The 18,214-nt window shown below is 62.6% G+C and carries 17 protein-coding genes; 10 read left to right on the plus strand and 7 right to left on the minus strand.

The window, feature by feature from the left end; genetic code table 11:
* Nucleotides 1-157 precede the first annotated feature (157 nt).
* The 4 genes from FBY10_RS21295 to FBY10_RS21310 all read left to right on the plus strand — a co-directional run bounded on the left by FBY10_RS21295 (nt 158) and on the right by FBY10_RS21310 (nt 3,900).
* On the plus strand, nt 158-664 hold the full coding sequence (locus FBY10_RS21295) for an RNA polymerase sigma factor (RefSeq protein WP_027606262.1): 507 nt from the start codon (nt 158-160) through the stop codon (nt 662-664).
* A complete protein-coding gene (locus FBY10_RS21300; protein ID WP_131698119.1) occupies nt 661-1,398 on the plus strand; it encodes an anti-sigma factor in 738 nt (245 codons plus the stop codon). The genes FBY10_RS21295 and FBY10_RS21300 overlap by 4 nt, the downstream gene beginning before the upstream one ends.
* A 62-nt stretch (nt 1,399-1,460) precedes the next feature.
* Entirely contained in the window at nt 1,461-2,555 is a 1,095-nt protein-coding gene (zapE, locus tag FBY10_RS21305; protein ID WP_145337619.1) for a cell division protein ZapE, read from the plus strand.
* Nucleotides 2,556-2,595: 40 nt separating this feature from the next.
* On the plus strand, nt 2,596-3,900 hold the full coding sequence (locus FBY10_RS21310) for a protein kinase (RefSeq protein WP_145337618.1): 1,305 nt from the start codon (nt 2,596-2,598) through the stop codon (nt 3,898-3,900).
* 76 nt (nt 3,901-3,976) lie between these two features.
* Here FBY10_RS21310 and FBY10_RS21315 read toward each other — a convergent pair whose 3' ends face one another.
* Entirely contained in the window at nt 3,977-4,684 is a 708-nt protein-coding gene (locus FBY10_RS21315) for a YebC/PmpR family DNA-binding transcriptional regulator (protein ID WP_131698122.1), read from the minus strand.
* A 99-nt stretch (nt 4,685-4,783) separates the two neighbouring features.
* Complete coding sequence (locus tag FBY10_RS21320; RefSeq protein ID WP_145337617.1) at nt 4,784-5,641, minus strand: LysR substrate-binding domain-containing protein; 858 nt, start codon at nt 5,639-5,641, stop codon at nt 4,784-4,786.
* 113 nt (nt 5,642-5,754) lie between these two features.
* Here FBY10_RS21320 and FBY10_RS21325 point away from each other — a divergent pair, with 113 nt between their 5' ends.
* The 3 genes from FBY10_RS21325 to FBY10_RS21335 all read left to right on the plus strand — a co-directional run bounded on the left by FBY10_RS21325 (nt 5,755) and on the right by FBY10_RS21335 (nt 8,390).
* Nucleotides 5,755-6,864 (plus strand): 2-aminoethylphosphonate--pyruvate transaminase, encoded by a 1,110-nt coding sequence (locus FBY10_RS21325; protein WP_145337616.1) that lies wholly within the window; start codon nt 5,755-5,757, stop codon nt 6,862-6,864.
* Between the two features lie 27 nt (nt 6,865-6,891).
* The gene (phnX, locus tag FBY10_RS21330) at nt 6,892-7,719 is read left to right on the plus strand and encodes a phosphonoacetaldehyde hydrolase (RefSeq protein ID WP_145337615.1); all 828 of its coding nucleotides are present in this window, start codon (nt 6,892-6,894) and stop codon (nt 7,717-7,719) included.
* 113 nt (nt 7,720-7,832) lie between these two features.
* Nucleotides 7,833-8,390, plus strand: a complete 558-nt coding sequence (locus FBY10_RS21335; protein ID WP_131698126.1) for a cytochrome b — start codon at nt 7,833-7,835, stop codon at nt 8,388-8,390.
* Here the strand turns inward: FBY10_RS21335 and FBY10_RS21340 are convergent.
* Both FBY10_RS21340 and FBY10_RS21345 read right to left on the minus strand, forming a co-directional pair.
* Nucleotides 8,380-9,270 (minus strand): 1-aminocyclopropane-1-carboxylate deaminase/D-cysteine desulfhydrase, encoded by an 891-nt coding sequence (locus tag FBY10_RS21340; protein ID WP_145337614.1) that lies wholly within the window; start codon nt 9,268-9,270, stop codon nt 8,380-8,382. The two genes, FBY10_RS21335 and FBY10_RS21340, sit on opposite strands and share 11 nt — an antisense overlap.
* Nucleotides 9,271-9,327: 57 nt before the next feature.
* On the minus strand, nt 9,328-11,367 hold the full coding sequence (locus tag FBY10_RS21345; protein ID WP_131698128.1) for an NADPH-dependent 2,4-dienoyl-CoA reductase: 2,040 nt from the start codon (nt 11,365-11,367) through the stop codon (nt 9,328-9,330).
* Nucleotides 11,368-11,578: 211 nt separating this feature from the next.
* On the opposite strand from FBY10_RS21345, the gene FBY10_RS21350 reads away from it, so the two are divergent.
* Entirely contained in the window at nt 11,579-12,709 is a 1,131-nt protein-coding gene (locus FBY10_RS21350) for a carbon-nitrogen hydrolase family protein (protein WP_145337613.1), read from the plus strand.
* Between the two features lie 4 nt (nt 12,710-12,713).
* On the plus strand, nt 12,714-13,748 hold the full coding sequence (locus FBY10_RS21355; protein WP_145337612.1) for an AraC family transcriptional regulator: 1,035 nt from the start codon (nt 12,714-12,716) through the stop codon (nt 13,746-13,748).
* An 8-nt stretch (nt 13,749-13,756) separates the two neighbouring features.
* On the opposite strand, the gene FBY10_RS21360 is transcribed toward FBY10_RS21355, so the two are convergent.
* Complete coding sequence (locus FBY10_RS21360; RefSeq protein ID WP_145337611.1) at nt 13,757-14,014, minus strand: hypothetical protein; 258 nt, start codon at nt 14,012-14,014, stop codon at nt 13,757-13,759.
* Between the two features lie 76 nt (nt 14,015-14,090).
* The gene (locus FBY10_RS21365; protein WP_131698132.1) at nt 14,091-14,567 is read right to left on the minus strand and encodes a MarR family winged helix-turn-helix transcriptional regulator; all 477 of its coding nucleotides are present in this window, start codon (nt 14,565-14,567) and stop codon (nt 14,091-14,093) included.
* Nucleotides 14,568-14,712: 145 nt separating this feature from the next.
* On the opposite strand from FBY10_RS21365, the gene aceE reads away from it, so the two are divergent.
* Nucleotides 14,713-17,373: a pyruvate dehydrogenase (acetyl-transferring), homodimeric type gene (aceE, locus tag FBY10_RS21370; RefSeq protein ID WP_145337610.1), complete on the plus strand. Its 2,661-nt coding sequence runs from the start codon at nt 14,713-14,715 to the stop codon at nt 17,371-17,373.
* A gap of 1 nt (nt 17,374) precedes the next feature.
* Here the strand turns inward: aceE and FBY10_RS21375 are convergent, their stop codons facing one another.
* On the minus strand, nt 17,375-18,163 hold the full coding sequence (locus tag FBY10_RS21375; protein WP_145337609.1) for a DUF2242 domain-containing protein: 789 nt from the start codon (nt 18,161-18,163) through the stop codon (nt 17,375-17,377).
* Nucleotides 18,164-18,214 lie beyond the last annotated feature (51 nt).

Raw genomic sequence — 18,214 nt, forward strand, 5'->3', positions numbered from 1 at the left:
GGGCCTGAAGGCCTTTGGGGGTAAACATAAGGTCGGAGCATTAAGACGAACGCCGATCCGCTCTATTCCCAGGCCCTGGATTTATTTTCCACGGTCGGGAATAACCGTTCACGCCGGACGTCTCTCTAGTCCCAGCGTAGTGACCAGCCAGACACACATGCATGAACTCGACGAACCGTTACGTGAACTCATCCCCAGGCTGCGGCGTTTCGCTGTGTCCCTGACCCGTAACGCCAGCAGTGCCGACGACCTGGTGCAGGCGACCCTGGAGCGGGCGATCACCCGTTGGGCCGACAAACGCATTGAGGGCGATTTGCGCGCGTGGCTGTTCTCGATCCTCTACCGGCAGTTCCTCGATGCCCACCGCCGCACCCGGCGCTATGCACGCATGCTGGAATTCTTTACCGGCCGCGATGATGCGCAGCCGTCGGTGGAGCGCACCGTCATCGCCCAAGCGACCCTGCAAGCCTTCGACCAGCTCAACACCGAACAACGCGCGCTGCTGTTGTGGGTGTCGGTGGAGGGCTTGAGCTACAAGGAAGTCGCGCAAATACTCGAGGTGCCGATTGGCACCGTGATGTCGCGCCTGTCCCGGGCGCGCCAAGCGTTGCGTCAACTCAGCGATGGCGACATCGCCAGCCCTTCCCTGCGGATACTCAAATGATCAGCCTGCCCCCCAGCGAACGCGACCTGCATGCCTACGTCGATCACCAACTCCTGGACAGTGATCGCCGTGTGCTCGAAACCTACCTGGCCGCCCATCCCGAGCTGGCGGCCCAAGTGCAGGCCTGGCAGCAGGACGCGCAATTGCTGCGTGCGTCATTGAGCGGCGCCCTGCAACAACCGGCCAACCCGGCGCTGGACCCGACGCTGATTCGCCAGCGCCTCAAGCATCAATCGCGCCGCCACGTTGCCACGGCCGCAGTGCTGCTGATTGCCGTCAGCCTCGGCGGCCTCGGCGGCTGGCATGCCCGTGAAGCCACGCAACCGCCGCTGCTGCCGATGGCCGACGCGATGCAAGCGTTCCGCCTGTTTGCCCAGGAGGGCATCATGCCCGCTGACTACAACGGCCAGGACCGCGGCACGATGCAGGCGTGGCTCGACCGCTACTTCAATCAAGCCCATCGCCTGCCGGACTTGAGCCAAGCGGGCTACACGCCCGTCAGCGGGCGACTGCTCACCACCGATCAAGGCGCCGCCGCCATGGTGCTGTACCAGGACGCACAAGGCCGGCGCATCAGCTTCTACATCCGCCCACCGGGCCCGGACAACGGTTTCCTGCCCCGTGGCGAGCGCACGGCGGATGGGTTGCAAGCCCAATACTGGTCCGGCGGCGGCTACAACTATGCGGTGGTCAGCCCGACGGACCAGCCGACGCCGCCGTTGCAGCCGTTCTAGATTGGTCAAATCGCCACCGGCGCCCTAAAGTAAGCGACCACCGCACTACAGAGTGACTCGCATTGGCCGTGCTCCCCCTTATCCGTCGTTTGTTCGGTAAAAAAACCGACACACTGGACGACACGCCCATCCAGACGTTCTTTCAGGACAAAGCCCGGCAACTGGGTTACACCCTCAGTGCTGGCCAAACCCAGGCCATCACCGCCATGGCGCGCCAGACCCAGCACCTGCTCGCCAGCCAGCCTACCCGCAGCCTGTACCTGCACGGCCCGGTGGGGCGCGGCAAAAGCTGGCTGCTGGACGGTTTCTTCCAGGCGCTGCCCATCGCCGAAAAGCAACGCGTGCATTTCCATGAGTTTTTCGCCCAACTGCACCGCCGTATGTTCACGCACCAGGCGACGGACGATGCATTGGCCATGACCCTGGACGAACTGCTCGACGGCTGCCGCGTGCTGTGTTTCGACGAGTTCCACGTGCACGACATCGGCGATGCCATGCTGATTACCCGGCTGTTCAAGGCCCTGTTCCAGCGTGGCGTGTGGGTGCTGGTGACCTCCAACTATCCACCCGAAGGGCTGTTGCCCAACCCGCTGTACCACGAACGTTTCAAGCCGGTGATCGACTTGATTGCCGCGCGTATGGACGTGCTGGAAGTCAGTTCGCCCGAGGACTTTCGCAGCCTGCCCCAGGCCCAGGCCGTGCAGCGCTTTACCACCGGCTGTTACCTGTGGCCGGGCACGCAGGCCCAGCGTGCGGCGCTCGACCTGCCTGTCAGCGGCGGCCCGACGCAGACGCTGACGGTGGGCAACCGGAGATTGATCTGCCGCCAGCATCAAGCCCGCACCATCGTATTCACCTTCAACGACCTGTGCGAACAGCTGACGGCGGTGATGGACTACCTGTTGCTGTGCGAGGCGTTCGATCACTGGGTCATCGACGGCCTGCCCCACCTGGCAGAGTGTCCGATCGCCGTGCAGCAGCGTTTTATCAACCTGGTGGACGTGCTTTACGACAAGGACAAGCACCTGATCCTGATCGGCGAACAACCGCTGGCACAGGCAATGAGCGGCCAGGCCATCGACCTGGCGCGCACTGCCAGCCGCCTGAGCCAATTGCAACAGGCCAACCCGCAACGGGTGCGCGACCCGGTATCATGAGCGCCATTTACGCCCCCCTTGCCGAGTGACCGCGCCGTTGATGAATACCCTCGCCCAACTCAAGGCCGGCCAATTGGCCGGCATTACGCGCCTGGACCTGTCCTGCGGGCTCACCGAATTCCCTGAGGAAATCTTCGGGCTGGCCGACTCCCTGGAAATCCTCAACCTCAGCGGCAACGCCCTGAGCCGCCTGCCCGACGACCTGCACCGCCTGCCGCACCTGCGCGTGCTGTTCTGTTCGGACAACGCCTTTACCGAACTGCCGGAATGCCTGGGCCAGTGCGCCAAACTGAGCATGATCGGCTTCAAGGCCAACCAGATCAGCCACGTGCACGCCGCCGCGCTGCCACCGTTGCTACGCTGGCTGATCCTCACCGACAACCGCATCAGCCAGTTACCCCGCGAGTTGGGCGAGCGGCCGCTGCTGCAGAAACTGATGCTCGCCGGGAACCAACTGACGCAGTTGCCGGAAAGCCTGGCCAACTGCAGCAACCTGGAGCTGATCCGCATCGCCTCCAACCGCCTCACGCGCCTGCCCGAATGGCTGTTGACGCTGCCGAGCCTGACGTGGCTGGCCTATGCGGGCAACCCGGTAGAAATGGCTGTGGATGGGGGGGCGGACGACGCGACAGCGGATATTCCCTGGACGGAACTGGAACTGGCCGACGTGCTGGGCGAAGGTGCCTCGGGGGTGATTCGCAAGGCCCTGTGGGTCCCCACGGCCAAGCCCGTCGCCGTCAAGCTGTACAAAGGCACGATCACCAGCGACGGCTCGCCGCTGCACGAAATGCAGGCCTGCATCGCCGCCGGGTTGCACCCTAACCTGATCAAGGTGCAAGGCCGCGTGGTGGGTGCCCCTGAGGGTCAGGCCGCGTTGGTCATGGACCTGATCGACCCGAGCTACCGCAACCTCGCCGCCCTGCCGAGCCTGGCCTCGTGCACCCGCGACGTCTACGACCCCACCACCCGCTTCAGCGTCGTCACAGCCTTGCGCATGGCCCGGGGCATCGCCTCCGTGGCCGCGCATTTGCACCGGCACGGCATTACCCATGGCGACCTGTATGGCCACAATATCCTGTGGAATGAAGCGGGAGAGTGTTTGCTCGGGGACTTTGGCGCGGCGTCGTTTCATGCCAAGGCAGACACCTTGGAAACGCGAGCATTGCAACGCATTGAAGTGCGCGCGTTCGGGGTGTTGCTGGGGGAATTGCTGGAGCGGGTTGAGGCGGGGTTGATTGACGAGGCGCTGTTGGATTTGCAGAAAAGCTGTTGCCAGTCCGACGTGTTGGCACGGCCGAGCTTCGAAGAAATCAACGCCTTGCTGCAATCCATCCAGCACCACTAAGCAAATGTGGGAGGAGCGGTGCGACGATTCGACTTGCCCCCTCCCACATTTGGATCGCGTTTCTTCAGCGGATAAATCAGCCCGCCAGGCCGACGAACATGTCCTGCACGTCATCGTGGTTGTCCAAGCCTTCGAGGAAGGCTTCGACTTCAGCCATCTGCTCATCGGTCAGGCCGCTTACCGGGTTTTTCGAGATGTAGCCCAGCTTGGCCGACAGCACGGTGAAACCCTGTTCCGGCAACGCTTTTTGCACGGCGTCCAGGTCGGTGGTTTCGGTGATGAACAGGGTGGTGCCTTCTTCTTCACCGTCTTCAAAGTCCTGCGCACCGGCTTCAATCGCTGCCATTTCCGGATCGGCATCCGGGGTGTCCGGCGAGGCTTCGATCAGGCCGACATGGTTGAAATCCCAGGCCACGGAGCCGGAAGCACCCAACTGCCCCTTGCGGAACGCCACGCGGATTTCCGCCACGGTGCGGTTGATGTTGTCGGTCACGCACTCGACGATCAACGGTACCTGGTGCGGGGCGAACCCTTCGTAGGTCACGCGGTGGTATTGCACGGTTTCACCGAGCAGACCGGCGCCCTTCTTGATGGCACGGTCCAGGGTTTCCTTGGGCATCGAGGCCTTTTTGGCCTGTTCCACCACCAGACGCAGGTGGGCGTTGGTCGCGGTGTCGGCACCGTTGCGGGCGGCGATGGTGATTTCTTTCACCAGCTTGCCGAAGATCTTGCCCTTGGCATTGGCTGCCGCTTCTTTATGTTTGACTTTCCACTGTGCGCCCATGACTCACTCTCTTCTATACATCGCGCCGAAACGTCTGCTGGCCGGCGCTTTGGGGGCAGAGTTTATAGCGCGAGAACGCATCGTTCCACCAAAAAACCCTCAGGGCGCCAACTCGAAGAACGCCTGAATCAGGCGCAACGAACGGCGCCGCTCCATGCAACCGAGCGTATGCCGGTTGACCAGCCCATCGCCCTCAATCGCCACGGCCTGCACGCGCGGGTCGGGGCTGACTTCCATGGACGAAACCACGCCCACCCCCAACTCAGCAGCGACGGCTTCGGTCACCGCCTCGCGGCTGTCCAGTTCCAGCAGCACCTTGGGCTGCACATTCGCGGCCATGCAGGCGTCATCGAAGGTACGCCGGGTGATGGAACTGGGCTCGCGCAGCACCATGATCACGTCGTTGAGTTGCTCGAGGCGAATACCCTCGGGTTGCTGCGCCCACGGGTGGCTGGCCGGCACCAATGCGCAAATGCGCGATTCGTTCAACGGTTGCAGGTGCAGGCCATTGCGCGGCTCCACTTCGGTGAGCACCGCCACGTCCGCATGCTCGGACAACAGCGCAGCCAGGGTTTCCTGGGCATTGCCCAGGCGCAGGTTGACGGTAATCCCGGGGTAGCGCGCGCGCAGGCTGGCAATCATCGGCATCACCAGGTGCGGGCCGTCCGCCGCGACTTCCAGGCGCCCGGTCAGCAGTTGGCGGTTGGCCTCCAGCATCGTCTGGGCTTCGTCCACCAGGCCAAAGATGGCCCGTGTGATCGCTGCCAGCCGCGCGCCCTCCTCGGTCAACTCCACCCGTCGCGCGGTGCGCCGCAGCAGCGGTATCTGGTAGTGCTCCTCCAAGGCCTTGATATGCCCGGTCACCGCAGGCTGGCTGATGAACAGCCGTGCTGCGGCACGGGTAAAGCTGCCCTCGCGGGCCACGGCGTCGAATGCGCGCAGTTGGAACAGGTTCATAGTTATCGGCCTCACTGATAGCTCGCATAACAACAAACAATTTGATTGATGACAAGCCACACTGCAATTTAGGCGCCGTAGCTTCAACCCCTGATGCCTTGCGAGGACTTGAGATGCCCCCTGCCGCGCCGATTCTGCTGACCCCTGGCCCCTTGACCACATCGAACCGCACCCGTCAGGCCATGATGGTGGACTGGGGTTCATGGGATGACCGCTTCAATCAACTCACCGCCAGCGTTTGCGAGCAATTGCTGGCGATCCTCCACGGCGAAGGCAGCCACCAGTGCGTGCCGTTGCAAGGCAGCGGCACCTTTGCGGTCGAAGCCGCCATCGGCACCCTGGTCCCGCGTGACGGCAAGGTACTGGTGCTGATCAACGGCGCCTACGGTAAGCGCCTGGCCAAGATCTGCGAAGTGCTCGGCCGTGATTTCAGCACCTTTGAAACCGCCGAGGACGAGCCCACCACCGCCGCCGATGTGGACCGCCTGCTGGCGGCAGACAGCGCCATCACCCACGTTGCGTTGATCCACTGCGAAACCAGCACCGGCATCCTCAACCCGCTGCCGCAGATCGCCCAGGTCGTCAAACACCACGGCAAGCGCCTGATCATCGACGCCATGAGCTCATTCGGCGCGCTGCCGATCGATGCCCGCGAGGTGCCGTTCGACGCGCTGATCGCCGCCTCGGGCAAGTGCCTGGAAGGTGTGCCGGGCATGGGTTTCGTCTTCGCCGACAAACAGGCGCTGGCCGCCGCTCAGGGCAACTGCCATTCCCTGGCGATGGACCTGTTCGACCAGCACAACTACATGACCAAGACCGGCCAATGGCGCTTTACCCCGCCAACCCATGTAGTCGCCGCCCTGCACGAAGCGCTGCTGCAATACCAGGAAGAAGGCGGCCTGCCCGTGCGCCACCGACGCTATGCCGACAACTGCCAGGCATTACTCGACGGCATGGCCGCACTGGGCCTGCGCAGCTTCCTGCCGGCGGCGATCCAGGCACCGATCATCGTGACCTTTCATGCACCAGAAGACCCGCGCTACCAGTTCAAGGATTTCTACGAACGGGTCAAGGCCAAGGGTTTCATTCTGTACCCCGGCAAATTGACCCAGGTGGAGACGTTCCGCGTGGGCTGTATCGGCCATGTCGACGCAGCCGGCATGCGTGCTGCGGTCAAGGCGATCGGCGAGGTGCTGGAAGAAATGGAAGTGTTGGACATCTGATTGCCCCTTACCCACAGGATCTGAACCATGAACTATCAAAACCCCAACACCCTCCAGGCCGTCATCCTCGACTGGGCCGGCACCGTGGTCGACTTCGGCTCCTTTGCCCCCACGCAGATTTTTGTCGAGGCCTTCGCCGAGTTCGATGTGCAGGTTTCCATCGAAGAAGCCCGTGGCCCGATGGGCATGGGCAAATGGGACCATATCCGCACCCTGTGCGACCAGCCGCAAGTCGCCGAGCGCTACCGCCAGGCGTTCGGTCGCACGCCTACCGATGACGACGTGACGGCCATCTACCAGCGCTTCATGCCGTTGCAGATCGAGAAGATCGCCGAACACTCGGCGCTGATCCCCGGCGCCCTCGACACCATCGCCCGGTTGCGCGTGCAAGGCATCAAGATCGGCTCTTGCTCCGGCTACCCCAAGCAAGTCATGGACAAGGTCGTCGCGTTGGCCACCACAAACGGCTACGTCGCCGACCACGTGGTCGCCACCGACGAAGTGCCCAACGGCCGCCCATGGCCAGCCCAGGCACTCGCCAACGTGATCGCGCTGGGCATCGACGATGTGGCGGCGTGCGTCAAGGTCGACGACACCGTGCCGGGCATCCTCGAAGGCCGTCGCGCCGGGATGTGGACCGTGGCCCTGACCTGCTCCGGCAACGCCCTGGGCCTGACCTACGCGCAGTTCCGCGCCCTGGACAGCGCCACGTTGGCCAGCGAACGCACGCGCATCGAATCGATGTTCGCAGGCTCCCGCCCGCATTACCTGATCGACACCATTACCGACCTGCCGGCCGTCATCGCCGACATCAACCAGCGCCTGGCCCGTGGTGAAATGCCGCAAAGCTACTGATAGAGGTCAAGACAACGGCATCGCGTCGGGCAAACCGCACAAAACAGGCTTACAGTAAAAGGACTTCGTCGCCAAAGAACGAAGGTTTGCCCTGATGAGTGAGGAACCCAGCGATGCCGTGGAAAAATTCCGATACGCGCTACAGCACCATGTCGATTGCGCTGCACTGGTTGATGGTGGTGCTGCTGGCGGTGGTGTACGCCTGCATTGAGTTACGCGGCCAGTTCCCCAAAGGCAGCGGCGCACGCACGTTGATCGTCGAGATGCACTTCATGTTCGGCCTCACCGTGTTTGTACTGGTGTGGCTGCGCCTGTTTGCGCGCAGCCTGGGGGTTGCCCCCAAGATCGTACCCGCCCCGCCACAATGGCAAAGCCTGCTGGCCACGCTGATGCACTTCGCGCTGTACGCCTTGATGATCGGCATGCCGATTGCCGGTTGGCTGATCGTCAGTGCCGAGGGACATTCAGTGATGTTCTATGGGATCGAGCTGCCGCCGCTGATCGCTGAAAACAAGGCACTGGCCAAAGAGATTGAAGGCTGGCATGTGCTGTTCGGCCAGATCGGTTACTGGCTGATCGGGCTGCATGCGTTGGCGGGGATCTTTCATCACTATGTGATGCGTGATAACACGGCGCTGCGGATGATGCCGGGTAAGCGCGCTAGGCTGTAAACCCTCGGCGGCCCTGCAAGCCACCGGTATGCACGAAGATCAGGCGAGTGCCGGGCGCGAAACGCCCGGCTTCGACCTGCTGCTTCAACGCCAGCAACGCTTTGCCGGTATAGAGCGGCTCAAGCGGTATACCGCAGGCCTGTTCGGTGGTGTCGATAAACTCAAGCAACAGCGGGTCAACCTTGGCAAAGCCACCCCGACTGGCTTCCAGCAACTCATACCCGCCCTGCACGAGGGCGCTCACGTTCTGCGCCACACCATGATCATCCGGTACCGCCATGGCGCCGTACACCGGATGCGCGCCCGCCTCCGCCAGCGCCAATCCCGCCAACGTCGTACCGGTGCCTGCCGCCAACCACCAGGCGTCGTAATCGGCCCAACCCAGGGTGTTCAATTGCCTGCGTGCCTGCTCGACCAAAACCCCGCATCCCCGCGCCCCGGCCATCCCGCCGCCGCCTTCTGGCACGGGGTAAAGATCGGGATATTGCGCGCGCCACGGCAACCAGAAACCCGGCTCATGGCGCGCGCGATAGCCGCCATACCCCAACCAATGCAGGTGCATGCCAAAGGCTTTCAGGTCGAGGATGGTGGGTGTGTCCTGGGGATGGCCGCGCAACAGGCCGACAGTGGGGAAACCAAAGCGTTTGCCCGCCGCTGCCAGCGCGTGCAGATGATTGGAGTAAGCGCCGCCAAGGCTGATGATGCCGCGGGCACGGGCTTGCTGCGCCTGGGCCAGATGCTCGGTGAGCTTGAACCACTTGTTGCCGCTGATCAGCGGGTCGATGCGGTCCAGGCGCAGCACGGCCAGCTCGACGCCATTAAGCCAATCGAGCTGCATGGCTTCAAGGGGGGCGTGGGGAAGCCAGTCAAAGGGACCCATCGGGCGGCATCTGCATGGAAAAAGGGGCGGTAGTCTAACACCGCCCCTTGCGTCGCCTTACAGCTCGGCGGCGAGGCGCGAGCCTTGGTTGATGGCGCGCTTGGCATCCAGCTCGGCCGCCACATCGGCGCCGCCGATCAGGTGCACGTTCTGCCCTGCGGCGACCAGGCCATCCTGCAACTCGCGCAGCGGGTCTTGCCCGGCGCAGATGACGATGTTGTCCACGGCCAGCAGCTGCGGCTCACCCTCGGCGCCGATGCGGATATGCAGGCCGTCATCGTCGATCTTCAGGTATTCGACGCTGTTAAGCATCTGCACGCGCTTGTTCTTCAAGCCGGTACGGTGGATCCAACCGGTGGTCTTGCCCAGGCCGTCGCCGACCTTGGAAGCCTTGCGTTGCAACAGGAACACGTCACGGGCCGGGGCATGGGGTTGCGGCTTGATCCCGGCCACGCCGCCACGGGCTTGCAACTGGGTGTCGATGCCCCACTCTTTCCAGAACGCTTCACGGTCGAGGCTGGTGGATACGCCTTCATGCACGAGGAATTCCGACACGTCAAAACCAATGCCGCCGGCGCCGATCACCGCCACGCGCTTGCCCACCGGCTTGCGCTCGAGGATGACGTCCAGGTAGCTCAGCACCTTGGCGTTTTCAACGCCCGGAATCGCCGGCGTACGCGGCGCAATGCCGGTGGCCAGGATGATCTCGTCATAACCGCCCGCCACCAGGTGTGCGGTGTCGACGCGGGTGTTGAGGCACAGCTCGACGTGGGTGGTCTGCAACTTGCGATTGAAGTAGCGCAGGGTCTCGAAAAACTCTTCTTTGCCCGGTACGCGCTTGGCGATATTGAATTGGCCGCCGATCTCACTGGCCGAATCGAACAAGGTCACCTGGTGGCCACGCTCAGCCGCCACTGTGGCAGCGGCCAGGCCTGCGGGGCCGGCACCGACCACGGCGATTTTCTTGATCTGCTTGACCGGCAGGTAGTTGAGTTCGGTTTCATAGCAGGCCCGCGGGTTGACCAGGCAGGTAGTCAACTTGCCGCCAAAGGTGTGGTCCAGGCAGGCCTGGTTGCAGCCGATGCAGGTGTTGATTTCATCGGCGCGGCCGGCGGCGGCCTTGTTGACGAACTCGGGGTCGGCGAGGAACGGCCGCGCCATCGAGACCATGTCGGCATCGCCTTCGGCGAGGATCTGCTCGGCGATTTCCGGTGTGTTGATGCGGTTGGTGGTGATCAGCGGGATCTGTACCGCACCGCGCAATTTGGCCGTGACTTTGCTGAACGCGCCACGCGGCACCTTGGTGGCAATGGTCGGGATACGCGCTTCGTGCCAGCCGATGCCGGTGTTGATGATGGTCGCGCCCGCCTGCTCGATGGCCTTGGCCAACTGTACGATTTCTTCCCAGACGCTGCCGCCTTCCACCAGGTCGAGCATCGACAGGCGGAAGATAATGATGAAGTTCGGGCCCACCGCTTCACGCACGCGGCGCACGATCTCCACCGCCAGGCGCATGCGGTTTTCGTAGCTGCCGCCCCAACGGTCGGTGCGGTGGTTGGTGTGGGCGGCGAGGAACTGGTTAATGAAGTAGCCTTCGGACCCCATGATTTCCACGCCGTCGTACTCGGCGACCTGGGCCAGCAGCGAACAGGTGACAAAATCCTGGATCTGCTTCTCGATGCCTTCCTCGTCCAGCTCCTTGGGCTTGAACGGGTTGATCGGTGCCTGGATTGCACTCGGCGCGACCTGTTTGGGGCTGTAGGCATAACGGCCGGCGTGGAGGATCTGCATGCAGATCTTGCCGCCCGCCTCATGCACGGCCTTGGTGACGATCTTGTGCTTCTGCGCTTCTTCTTCGGTGGTGAGCTTGGCCGCGCCGGAATACACCCCGCCTTCATCATTTGGGCCAATGCCGCCGGTGACCATCAGCCCCACGCCGCCCCGGGCACGCTCGGCAAAGTAGGCCGCCATGCGCTCGAAACCACCGGGCTTTTCTTCCAGGCCCGTGTGCATCGAGCCCATCAGGGTACGGTTACGCAAGGTGGTAAAACCCAGGTCCAACGGGGCCAGCAGGTGCGGGTAGGCAGCAGCGGTCATGGTCAAGCTCCACAACGGATCATCACGGGGCGTGGGGGGCTCGAATGGCCCCCCATCGGGTTATGTCCCACAGACTAAGAGGCGGTGGACGACGGCTCAATGACTGAAACTGACAAGTTATTGATCCAAATGCACAGCACCCCTTGGCAAGCCGCCGCATGGGCCCTACCCTAGTCGCGAACCCTGCACCCGGTCTGTTGTCTGTTGCCCCATGCGTAAACTTCTAGCTTTTACCGTCTCCATGGCCCTGGTTGCCGCCGTCGCCGCGTATCTGGTCTGGACCCAGGAGCGCCCCGTGGCGCATTACCTGTCGGACCTGCGCATCACCCTGGCCGTGAATGAAGGCTTGCCTGCTGATCGCGGCAACCTGCTGGGCATCCAGCCAGAGCTGTTTCCGGCTGATTACCAGAGCCTGGAACGCCTGCACCTGAAGCTCTCGGCCTATCTGCAAAAGGCCCGGGACCAGGGGTTGATCAACGAAAAAACCATCGTAGTGCTGCCTGAACATATCGGCACCTGGCTGATGTTGACCGGTGAAAAAAATGAGGTGTACCAGGCGCTGCACGTGAAGGATGCGATGAACTGGCTGTCGGTCAGCAACCCACTGCTCTTTGCGCGGGCCTGGATCAGCGCCACCGGCGATAACCGCACCGATGACGCCTACCTGCGTATGAAAGCCCCCGGCATGGCGCGGGACTATCAGGTGCTGTTCGGCGGCCTGGCCAAGGAGTTTGGCGTCACGCTGGTGGCCGGTTCCATCGCCTTGCCCAACCCCAGCGTGAGCCAGGGACAACTGCAGGTCGGCCATGGCGCCTTGTACAACGCCAGCGTGGTGTTTGCGGCAGATGGTTTGCCCATCGGAGAGCCACAGCGCCAGCTCTATCCGATCTACGATGAACGCGGCTTTATCGAACCTGGTGACGAAAACGTCGTCAGCGTGGTCGACACCCCGGCCGGGCGCCTCGGCGTGTTGGTCGGCAGTGACAGCTGGTACCCGGACAACTATCGCAAGCTCAACGAGCAAGGGGCGCAACTGATCGCGGTGCCGGCCTTTGTGCTCGGTCGCGATACCTGGGATCGACCATGGCGCGGTTTCAAGAGCGTGTCCACGCCGCCGGAAATCAGCCTCAAGCCTGAAGAACTCAGCGAAGGTGAAGCCTGGCGCCGCCTTACGCTGATCAGCCAACACCCCGTCAGCCAGGCAACCGCTGGCATGAGCGTATTCCTGCGTGGGCAGTTCTGGGACCTGGGCACGGCCGGGCGCAGTTTTCTCAGCAGCAACGGGCAGATCAGCGCCGACGGCGACGCCCGTGGCGCGCGCCTGCTGAATATCTGGCTGTAACCCCGTGAAGCCGGTGCGCCTGGGTGATCTGTCGGTAGGCTTCGTGCACACCCTGGCCGACGCAATCCACAGCCACGGCCTCGACCCGCAACCGCTGCTGCTGCAATACGGCCTCGACCCCGCGCGCCTCGCCGAAGCGGGTGCACGCTTGTCGATTCCCCGTTATATGCGCCTGGGCCATGCGGCCATCCAACTCACCGGCGACCCCGGCCTGGGCCTGCGCATGGGCCAGCTCAGCCGCCTGAGCCAGGCCGGACTGGCCGGGGTCACCGCCGCCCAGGCGCCCAACGTGCGCGAGGCGGCGCGCACGCTGACCCGCTTCGAAGCGCTGTACGGTTCCAACTATCGTGGGCAATCGAGTTTTCACGAGGACGCCGAAGGTGCCTGGCTGCGGTTCTATTCCATCAGCCCCTATAACGCCTACAACCGCTTCGTGGTGGACTCGATCATCGCCGGCTGGCTGCAGCAACTGTCGAGCCTGGCCCAGCAACCGGTACAGGCGCAGCGGATTGAAATCGAATTTGAAGCGCCGGACTACAGCGAACGGTACGCGGTGCTGAGCGATGGCCCGATCCAGTTCGGCGCCGAGGTCAATCAACTGCGCCTGAGCCAGCAAACCCTCGCGCTGCGTAACCCGCAGCATTGCCCGAGCACCTGGCAGCTGTTGTTAAAGCTCTGTGAACACGAGTTGGAGCAGCTGACCCGCACCCGCAGCCTGCGGGAGCGCATTACCCGCTTGCTCGGGCCGATGCTCAATGGCGGCCGGGAACCCGACCTGGAAGAAGTGGCGGCACGCTTGAAGCTGCCGACCTGGACACTGCGCCGCAAACTGGCCGAAGAAGGCACGCAGTTTCGCGCAATTCTCAACGATACCCGTCGCGACTTGGCCATGACCTACATTCGCGATACGGAACTGGCGTTCGGCGAAATCGCCTACTTGCTCGGTTTTGCCTCGGCCCAGGCGTTTCAACGGGCGTTCAGGCGGTGGAACAACCAGACCCCAGGGGAATTTCGCCGCAGTCAGCGGCATTCCGCCTGAAGTCGGTCTTACAGCTCGGTGGCGTCATCGGCCGGATCCAGAGGATCCAGTTCAAAGGCCTGGTACTCCAGCAGTTCTTCCTGATATTCGTCCATGGTGGGCTCCTTGTTTTGAATTAAAAGCGGCTGCAGATAAATGACCTGCACAGCCAGCCTAAAGTGCCGTGATGACGAAAAAATGTCGACGTCATGACGTTCCTGCACTCCAGGATTAAACGTAGCAGCGTGATGCGGATTTAGCACCGGGGTTTTGAGGCGCGATTGCAATCAGGCATGCACCGAAATGGACGGGAATGCATTCCAATGTGGGAGGGGGCTTGCTCCCTCACACATTGGATCTGCATCAAGTTTCAGACTTGCGTCGACCACGGGTTTGAACACCCGCCTCCATCGCCATCCCGGCAGTGCGCTCCAACGCATCGGCAAACGCCTGGCGTTGCTCCGGCTCGATCTGCGACAGGAACAACTCGTCCACCGTACTTTCGTAAATCTTCCACATTTTCTTGCGCAACGCTCGGCCGGCGTCGGTGATCGACGCAAAGGCCGCGCGGCCATCGCCGTCGGAGCGGGAGCGCACCACCAGGCCGTCCTTTTCCAGTCGGTCTACCAGCCGCGTGAGGTTATAGCGCTCAATGGCCAGCACATCGGCCAATTCGTGCATGCGGCGGGTGCCTTCGGGGCCGCTTTCCAGGCCCCACAGTGCGTCGTACCAGGCGTAAGGCGGCAAGTCGGCGGCCGCCAGGCGGCGCTCGATTTCACGGATGACCGTCCTGTGGGCCCTGACAAAACGGAACCATACATCAGGCTCTTTCGACGACATGCAACACCATCCGGTGGATTTCAAGAAGGTTGCAATAGTAGCTCATCCCGCGCTAAATTCGGTCATGTAGTTGCAATTGCAATAACTTTGACGACGCTCCCACAAGGAGCCCGCCACTAGAAATCCGCCGACCCTGGAGCCTCACATGACCCCGAATAACGCAGTCAGACGCGACGTCGATCCACAGGAAACCCGCGAGTGGCTGGAGTCCATCGAATCGGTGCTGTCCACCGAAGGCCGCCCGCGCGCCCATTACCTGATCGATCAGTTGCTGGATTTCGACGTGGCGCGGCATGGCGACTTCTACGGGCGGGTGACCACGCCTTACGTCAACACCATCCCGGTGGATCGCCAGTTGCCCTACCCCGGCAATCTGGCCATCGAACGCCGCACCAATGCGTTTATCCGCTGGAACGCCATGGCCATGGTCTTGCGTGCAGGCAAGCACTCAGGCGTGGGTGGGCATATTGCGACTTATGCGTCAGCCGCGGTGCTGTACGACGTAGGTTTCGACCACTTCTTCCGTGGCCGCACCGACCACTTCGACGGCGACCTCGTGTACATCCAGGGGCACTCTTCGCCAGGCATCTACGGCCGCGCCTACCTCGAAGGCCGCATCAGCGAAGCGCAACTGGATAACTTCCGCCGCGAAGCCGGTGGTGAAGGCATTTCGTCCTACCCCCACCCACGGCTGATGCCGGACTTCTGGCAATTTCCTACGGTGTCCATGGGGCTGGGGCCGATCACTGCGGCCTATCAGGCACGTTTTATGCGCTACCTGGAGTTTCGTGACCTCAAGCAACACCAGGGCCGCAAGGTCTGGGCATTTCTGGGTGATGGTGAAATGGACCAACCGGAATCCCTGGCCGCTATTTCCCTGGCCGGGCGCGAGAAGCTCGACAACCTGATCTTCGTGGTCAACTGCAACCTGCAACGCCTGGACGGCCCGGTACGCGGCAACGCCAAGGTGATCCAAGAGTTCGAAAGCCTGTACCGTGCCGCCGGCTGGAATGTGATCAAAGTGATCTGGGGCGGTGGCTGGGATGCACTGCTGGAAAAAGATACAAGCGGCCTGCTGCGCCAACGCATGATGGAATGCGTGGACGGTGACTATCAGAACTACAAATCCCAGAACGGCGCCTACGTGCGCGAACATTTCTTCGGCAAATACCCGGAATTGCTGGCACTGGTTGCGGACCTGTCCGACGACGACATCTGGAAACTCTCACGGGGCGGCCATGACCCGGACAAGGTCTACAACGCCTATGCCGCCGCCGTGCGTCACAGTGGCCAACCGACGGTAATCCTGGCAAAAACCGTCAAGGGCTTTGGCATGGGCGAGGCCGGCGAAGGCCAGAACATCAACCACCAATTGAAGAAGATGGGCGCCGACGCCGTCAAAGCCTTCCGCGACCGCTTCGGCCTGGAAGTGCCCGATGAGCAACTCGCTGAAATTCCTTACCTCAAGCCCACAGCCGACAGCGAAGAAGCCCGTTACTTCGCCGCACGTCGCCAGGCCCTGGGCGGCTATGTGCCTGCGCGCCACACCGCGGTCGAATCGCTGCAGATCCCCGAACTGAGCGCCTTCGCCACTCAGCTCAAGGACACTGGCGAGCGCGCGATTTCCACAACCATGGCCTTCGTGCGCATCCTCGGCACCCTGCTGAAAAACCCGCACCTGGGCAAGCTGATCGTGCCCATCGTGCCGGACGAATCCCGCACCTTCGGCATGGAAAGCCTGTTCCGTCAGATCGGCATCCACTCCGCCGTCGGCCAGCTCTACACCCCACAGGACTCCGGGCAACTGAGCTATTACAAGGAGAGCAAAGACGGACAGATCATGCAGGAAGGCCTGAATGAGTCCGGCGCCATTTCCTCGTGGATCGCAGCAAGTACGTCCTACAGCAACCACGGCCTGATGACCGTGCCGTTCTATATCTTCTACTCGATGTTCGGCTTCCAGCGCGTCGGCGACCTGGCCTGGGCGGCGGGCGATGCACGAGCACGCGGCTTCCTGCTCGGCGCCACAGCCGGGCGCACCACGCTGATGGGCGAAGGCCTGCAGCATGACGATGGCCATAGCCATATCCTGTCGTCGGTGATTCCGTGCTGTGTGTCCTATGACCCGACCTTTGCCTACGAACTGGCGGTGATTATTCGCGAGGGCATGCGGCGCATGTATGTCGAGCAAGAGGACATTTACTACTACATCACCCTGCTCAACGAAAACTACCCGCACCCGGCGATGCCCGAAGGCGTGGAGGACGGGATACTCAAAGGCATGTACCGGCTCAGCACCAACCCTCAGGCACAGGTGCAACTGATGGGCAGTGGTTCGATCCTGCGAGAAGTGATCGCGGCCGCAGAGCTGCTCGCCAACGATTTCGCCGTGCAATGCGACGTATGGAGTGTGACGAGCCTGACCGAATTGCGCCGTGACGGGCACGCGGCGGAACGCTGGAACCTGCTGCACCCCGAGAGTGAGCCGCGCGTAAGTTACGTCGAGCAATGCCTGGAGGGGCAAACGGGGCCGGTGGTGGTCGCGACGGACTACATGAAGCTATTCGCTGATCAGATTCGTCCGTTCGTGCCGGGCCGGCGCTTTGTCGCGCTAGGCACTGATGGCTTCGGGCAATCAGACACCCGGGAAGCCTTGCGCGAGTTCTTTGAGGTGGATCGCCACTTCATCGCCCTGGCTGCCCTGAAGGCGCTGGCGGATGACGGCGCGATCGGTCGCGACAAGGTCAGTGAAGCGATCAACCGCTACGGGATCAACGTCGACAAGGTGAATCCCGTAGCGGTCTGAGCTACTGCGCAGGCGTCGGCAGGGGCGGAATCGCTTCTGTCGGCGCCGGCAGGTCCGGCGTGGTCGTGGCGGGCGCGGGCGCGGGCTCGGCCTGCGGCGCAATCGGTGCGGGTTCAGGCGCGGGCACAACCGGCTCCGAAGCAGCCGGTGCGGCAGGCTCTTCCTTCGGCGCCTCGACTTTCTCCGCAGCCGGAGCGGCCTTCGGCTCCGGCACACCGAGGTCGGCCTTTGGTTGCTCGGGAATATGCTCAGCCTGCTTCACTTCCTGGGGCAGGAAGACGTCCACCAACGCAAAGTAGCGATCGTAGAACTTCGGCGCGGACACCGTCTCACTGGCCACCTTCACCATCGAGTCATCGGTGGAGCCGATCGGCATCGACACCGACCCCAGCACGCCTACACCCAGGCTCGCGGAGTTGTTGACCTTCTTCAGCGCATAACGATCCTGCAGGGCGTTGGCAAACATCGTCGAGTGCTTTTTACCTTTGCCATCATCGGCACACACCACGTTGAAGCTGATCTGCAGGTGAGTTTCGCCGGTCTGCTGGAAGCTCTTGTTGCCCACGACCAGTTTCGGATCGCTGCTGGTGATGATGTAGCCCTGGCTCAGCAACGCACGCCGCGCGGCCTCGCACGCCGCTACATCACTAACCGGATAATCCCGGGAAAATGTGCCGGAGTCGTCGAAGTTCTCATGTTCATAAATAGCGGTCTTGGGTGACGAGCAGCCCGCGGCGCCCGCCAGCACCAGCGCCAGCCCGAGGCTACGCAAGTGGAATGATGTCGACATTGATAATCCTGAGGAAAACGGTCTGGGCGGTATTGTGCAACAGAACGAGGC

It is taken from the genome of Pseudomonas sp. SJZ103, from assembly GCF_007828335.1.
In the GTDB taxonomy this organism is placed as follows: domain Bacteria; phylum Pseudomonadota; class Gammaproteobacteria; order Pseudomonadales; family Pseudomonadaceae; genus Aquipseudomonas.

What these genes read in the sequence shown, in the direction of transcription:
- FBY10_RS21295 (WP_027606262.1), top strand. Translation starts at nt 158, where the DNA reads ATGCATGAACTCGACGAACCGTTACGTGAACTCATCCCCAGGCTGCGG.
- FBY10_RS21300 (WP_131698119.1), top strand. Translation starts at nt 661, where the DNA reads ATGATCAGCCTGCCCCCCAGCGAACGCGACCTGCATGCCTACGTCGAT.
- FBY10_RS21310 (WP_145337618.1), top strand. Translation starts at nt 2,596, where the DNA reads ATGAATACCCTCGCCCAACTCAAGGCCGGCCAATTGGCCGGCATTACG.
- FBY10_RS21315 (WP_131698122.1), bottom strand. Translation starts at nt 4,684, where the DNA reads ATGGGCGCACAGTGGAAAGTCAAACATAAAGAAGCGGCAGCCAATGCC.
- FBY10_RS21320 (WP_145337617.1), bottom strand. Translation starts at nt 5,641, where the DNA reads ATGAACCTGTTCCAACTGCGCGCATTCGACGCCGTGGCCCGCGAGGGC.
- FBY10_RS21325 (WP_145337616.1), top strand. Translation starts at nt 5,755, where the DNA reads ATGCCCCCTGCCGCGCCGATTCTGCTGACCCCTGGCCCCTTGACCACA.
- phnX (WP_145337615.1), top strand. Translation starts at nt 6,892, where the DNA reads ATGAACTATCAAAACCCCAACACCCTCCAGGCCGTCATCCTCGACTGG.
- FBY10_RS21335 (WP_131698126.1), top strand. Translation starts at nt 7,833, where the DNA reads ATGCCGTGGAAAAATTCCGATACGCGCTACAGCACCATGTCGATTGCG.
- FBY10_RS21340 (WP_145337614.1), bottom strand. Translation starts at nt 9,270, where the DNA reads ATGGGTCCCTTTGACTGGCTTCCCCACGCCCCCCTTGAAGCCATGCAG.
- FBY10_RS21345 (WP_131698128.1), bottom strand. Translation starts at nt 11,367, where the DNA reads ATGACCGCTGCTGCCTACCCGCACCTGCTGGCCCCGTTGGACCTGGGT.
- FBY10_RS21350 (WP_145337613.1), top strand. Translation starts at nt 11,579, where the DNA reads ATGCGTAAACTTCTAGCTTTTACCGTCTCCATGGCCCTGGTTGCCGCC.
- FBY10_RS21365 (WP_131698132.1), bottom strand. Translation starts at nt 14,567, where the DNA reads ATGTCGTCGAAAGAGCCTGATGTATGGTTCCGTTTTGTCAGGGCCCAC.
- aceE (WP_145337610.1), top strand. Translation starts at nt 14,713, where the DNA reads ATGACCCCGAATAACGCAGTCAGACGCGACGTCGATCCACAGGAAACC.
- FBY10_RS21375 (WP_145337609.1), bottom strand. Translation starts at nt 18,163, where the DNA reads ATGTCGACATCATTCCACTTGCGTAGCCTCGGGCTGGCGCTGGTGCTG.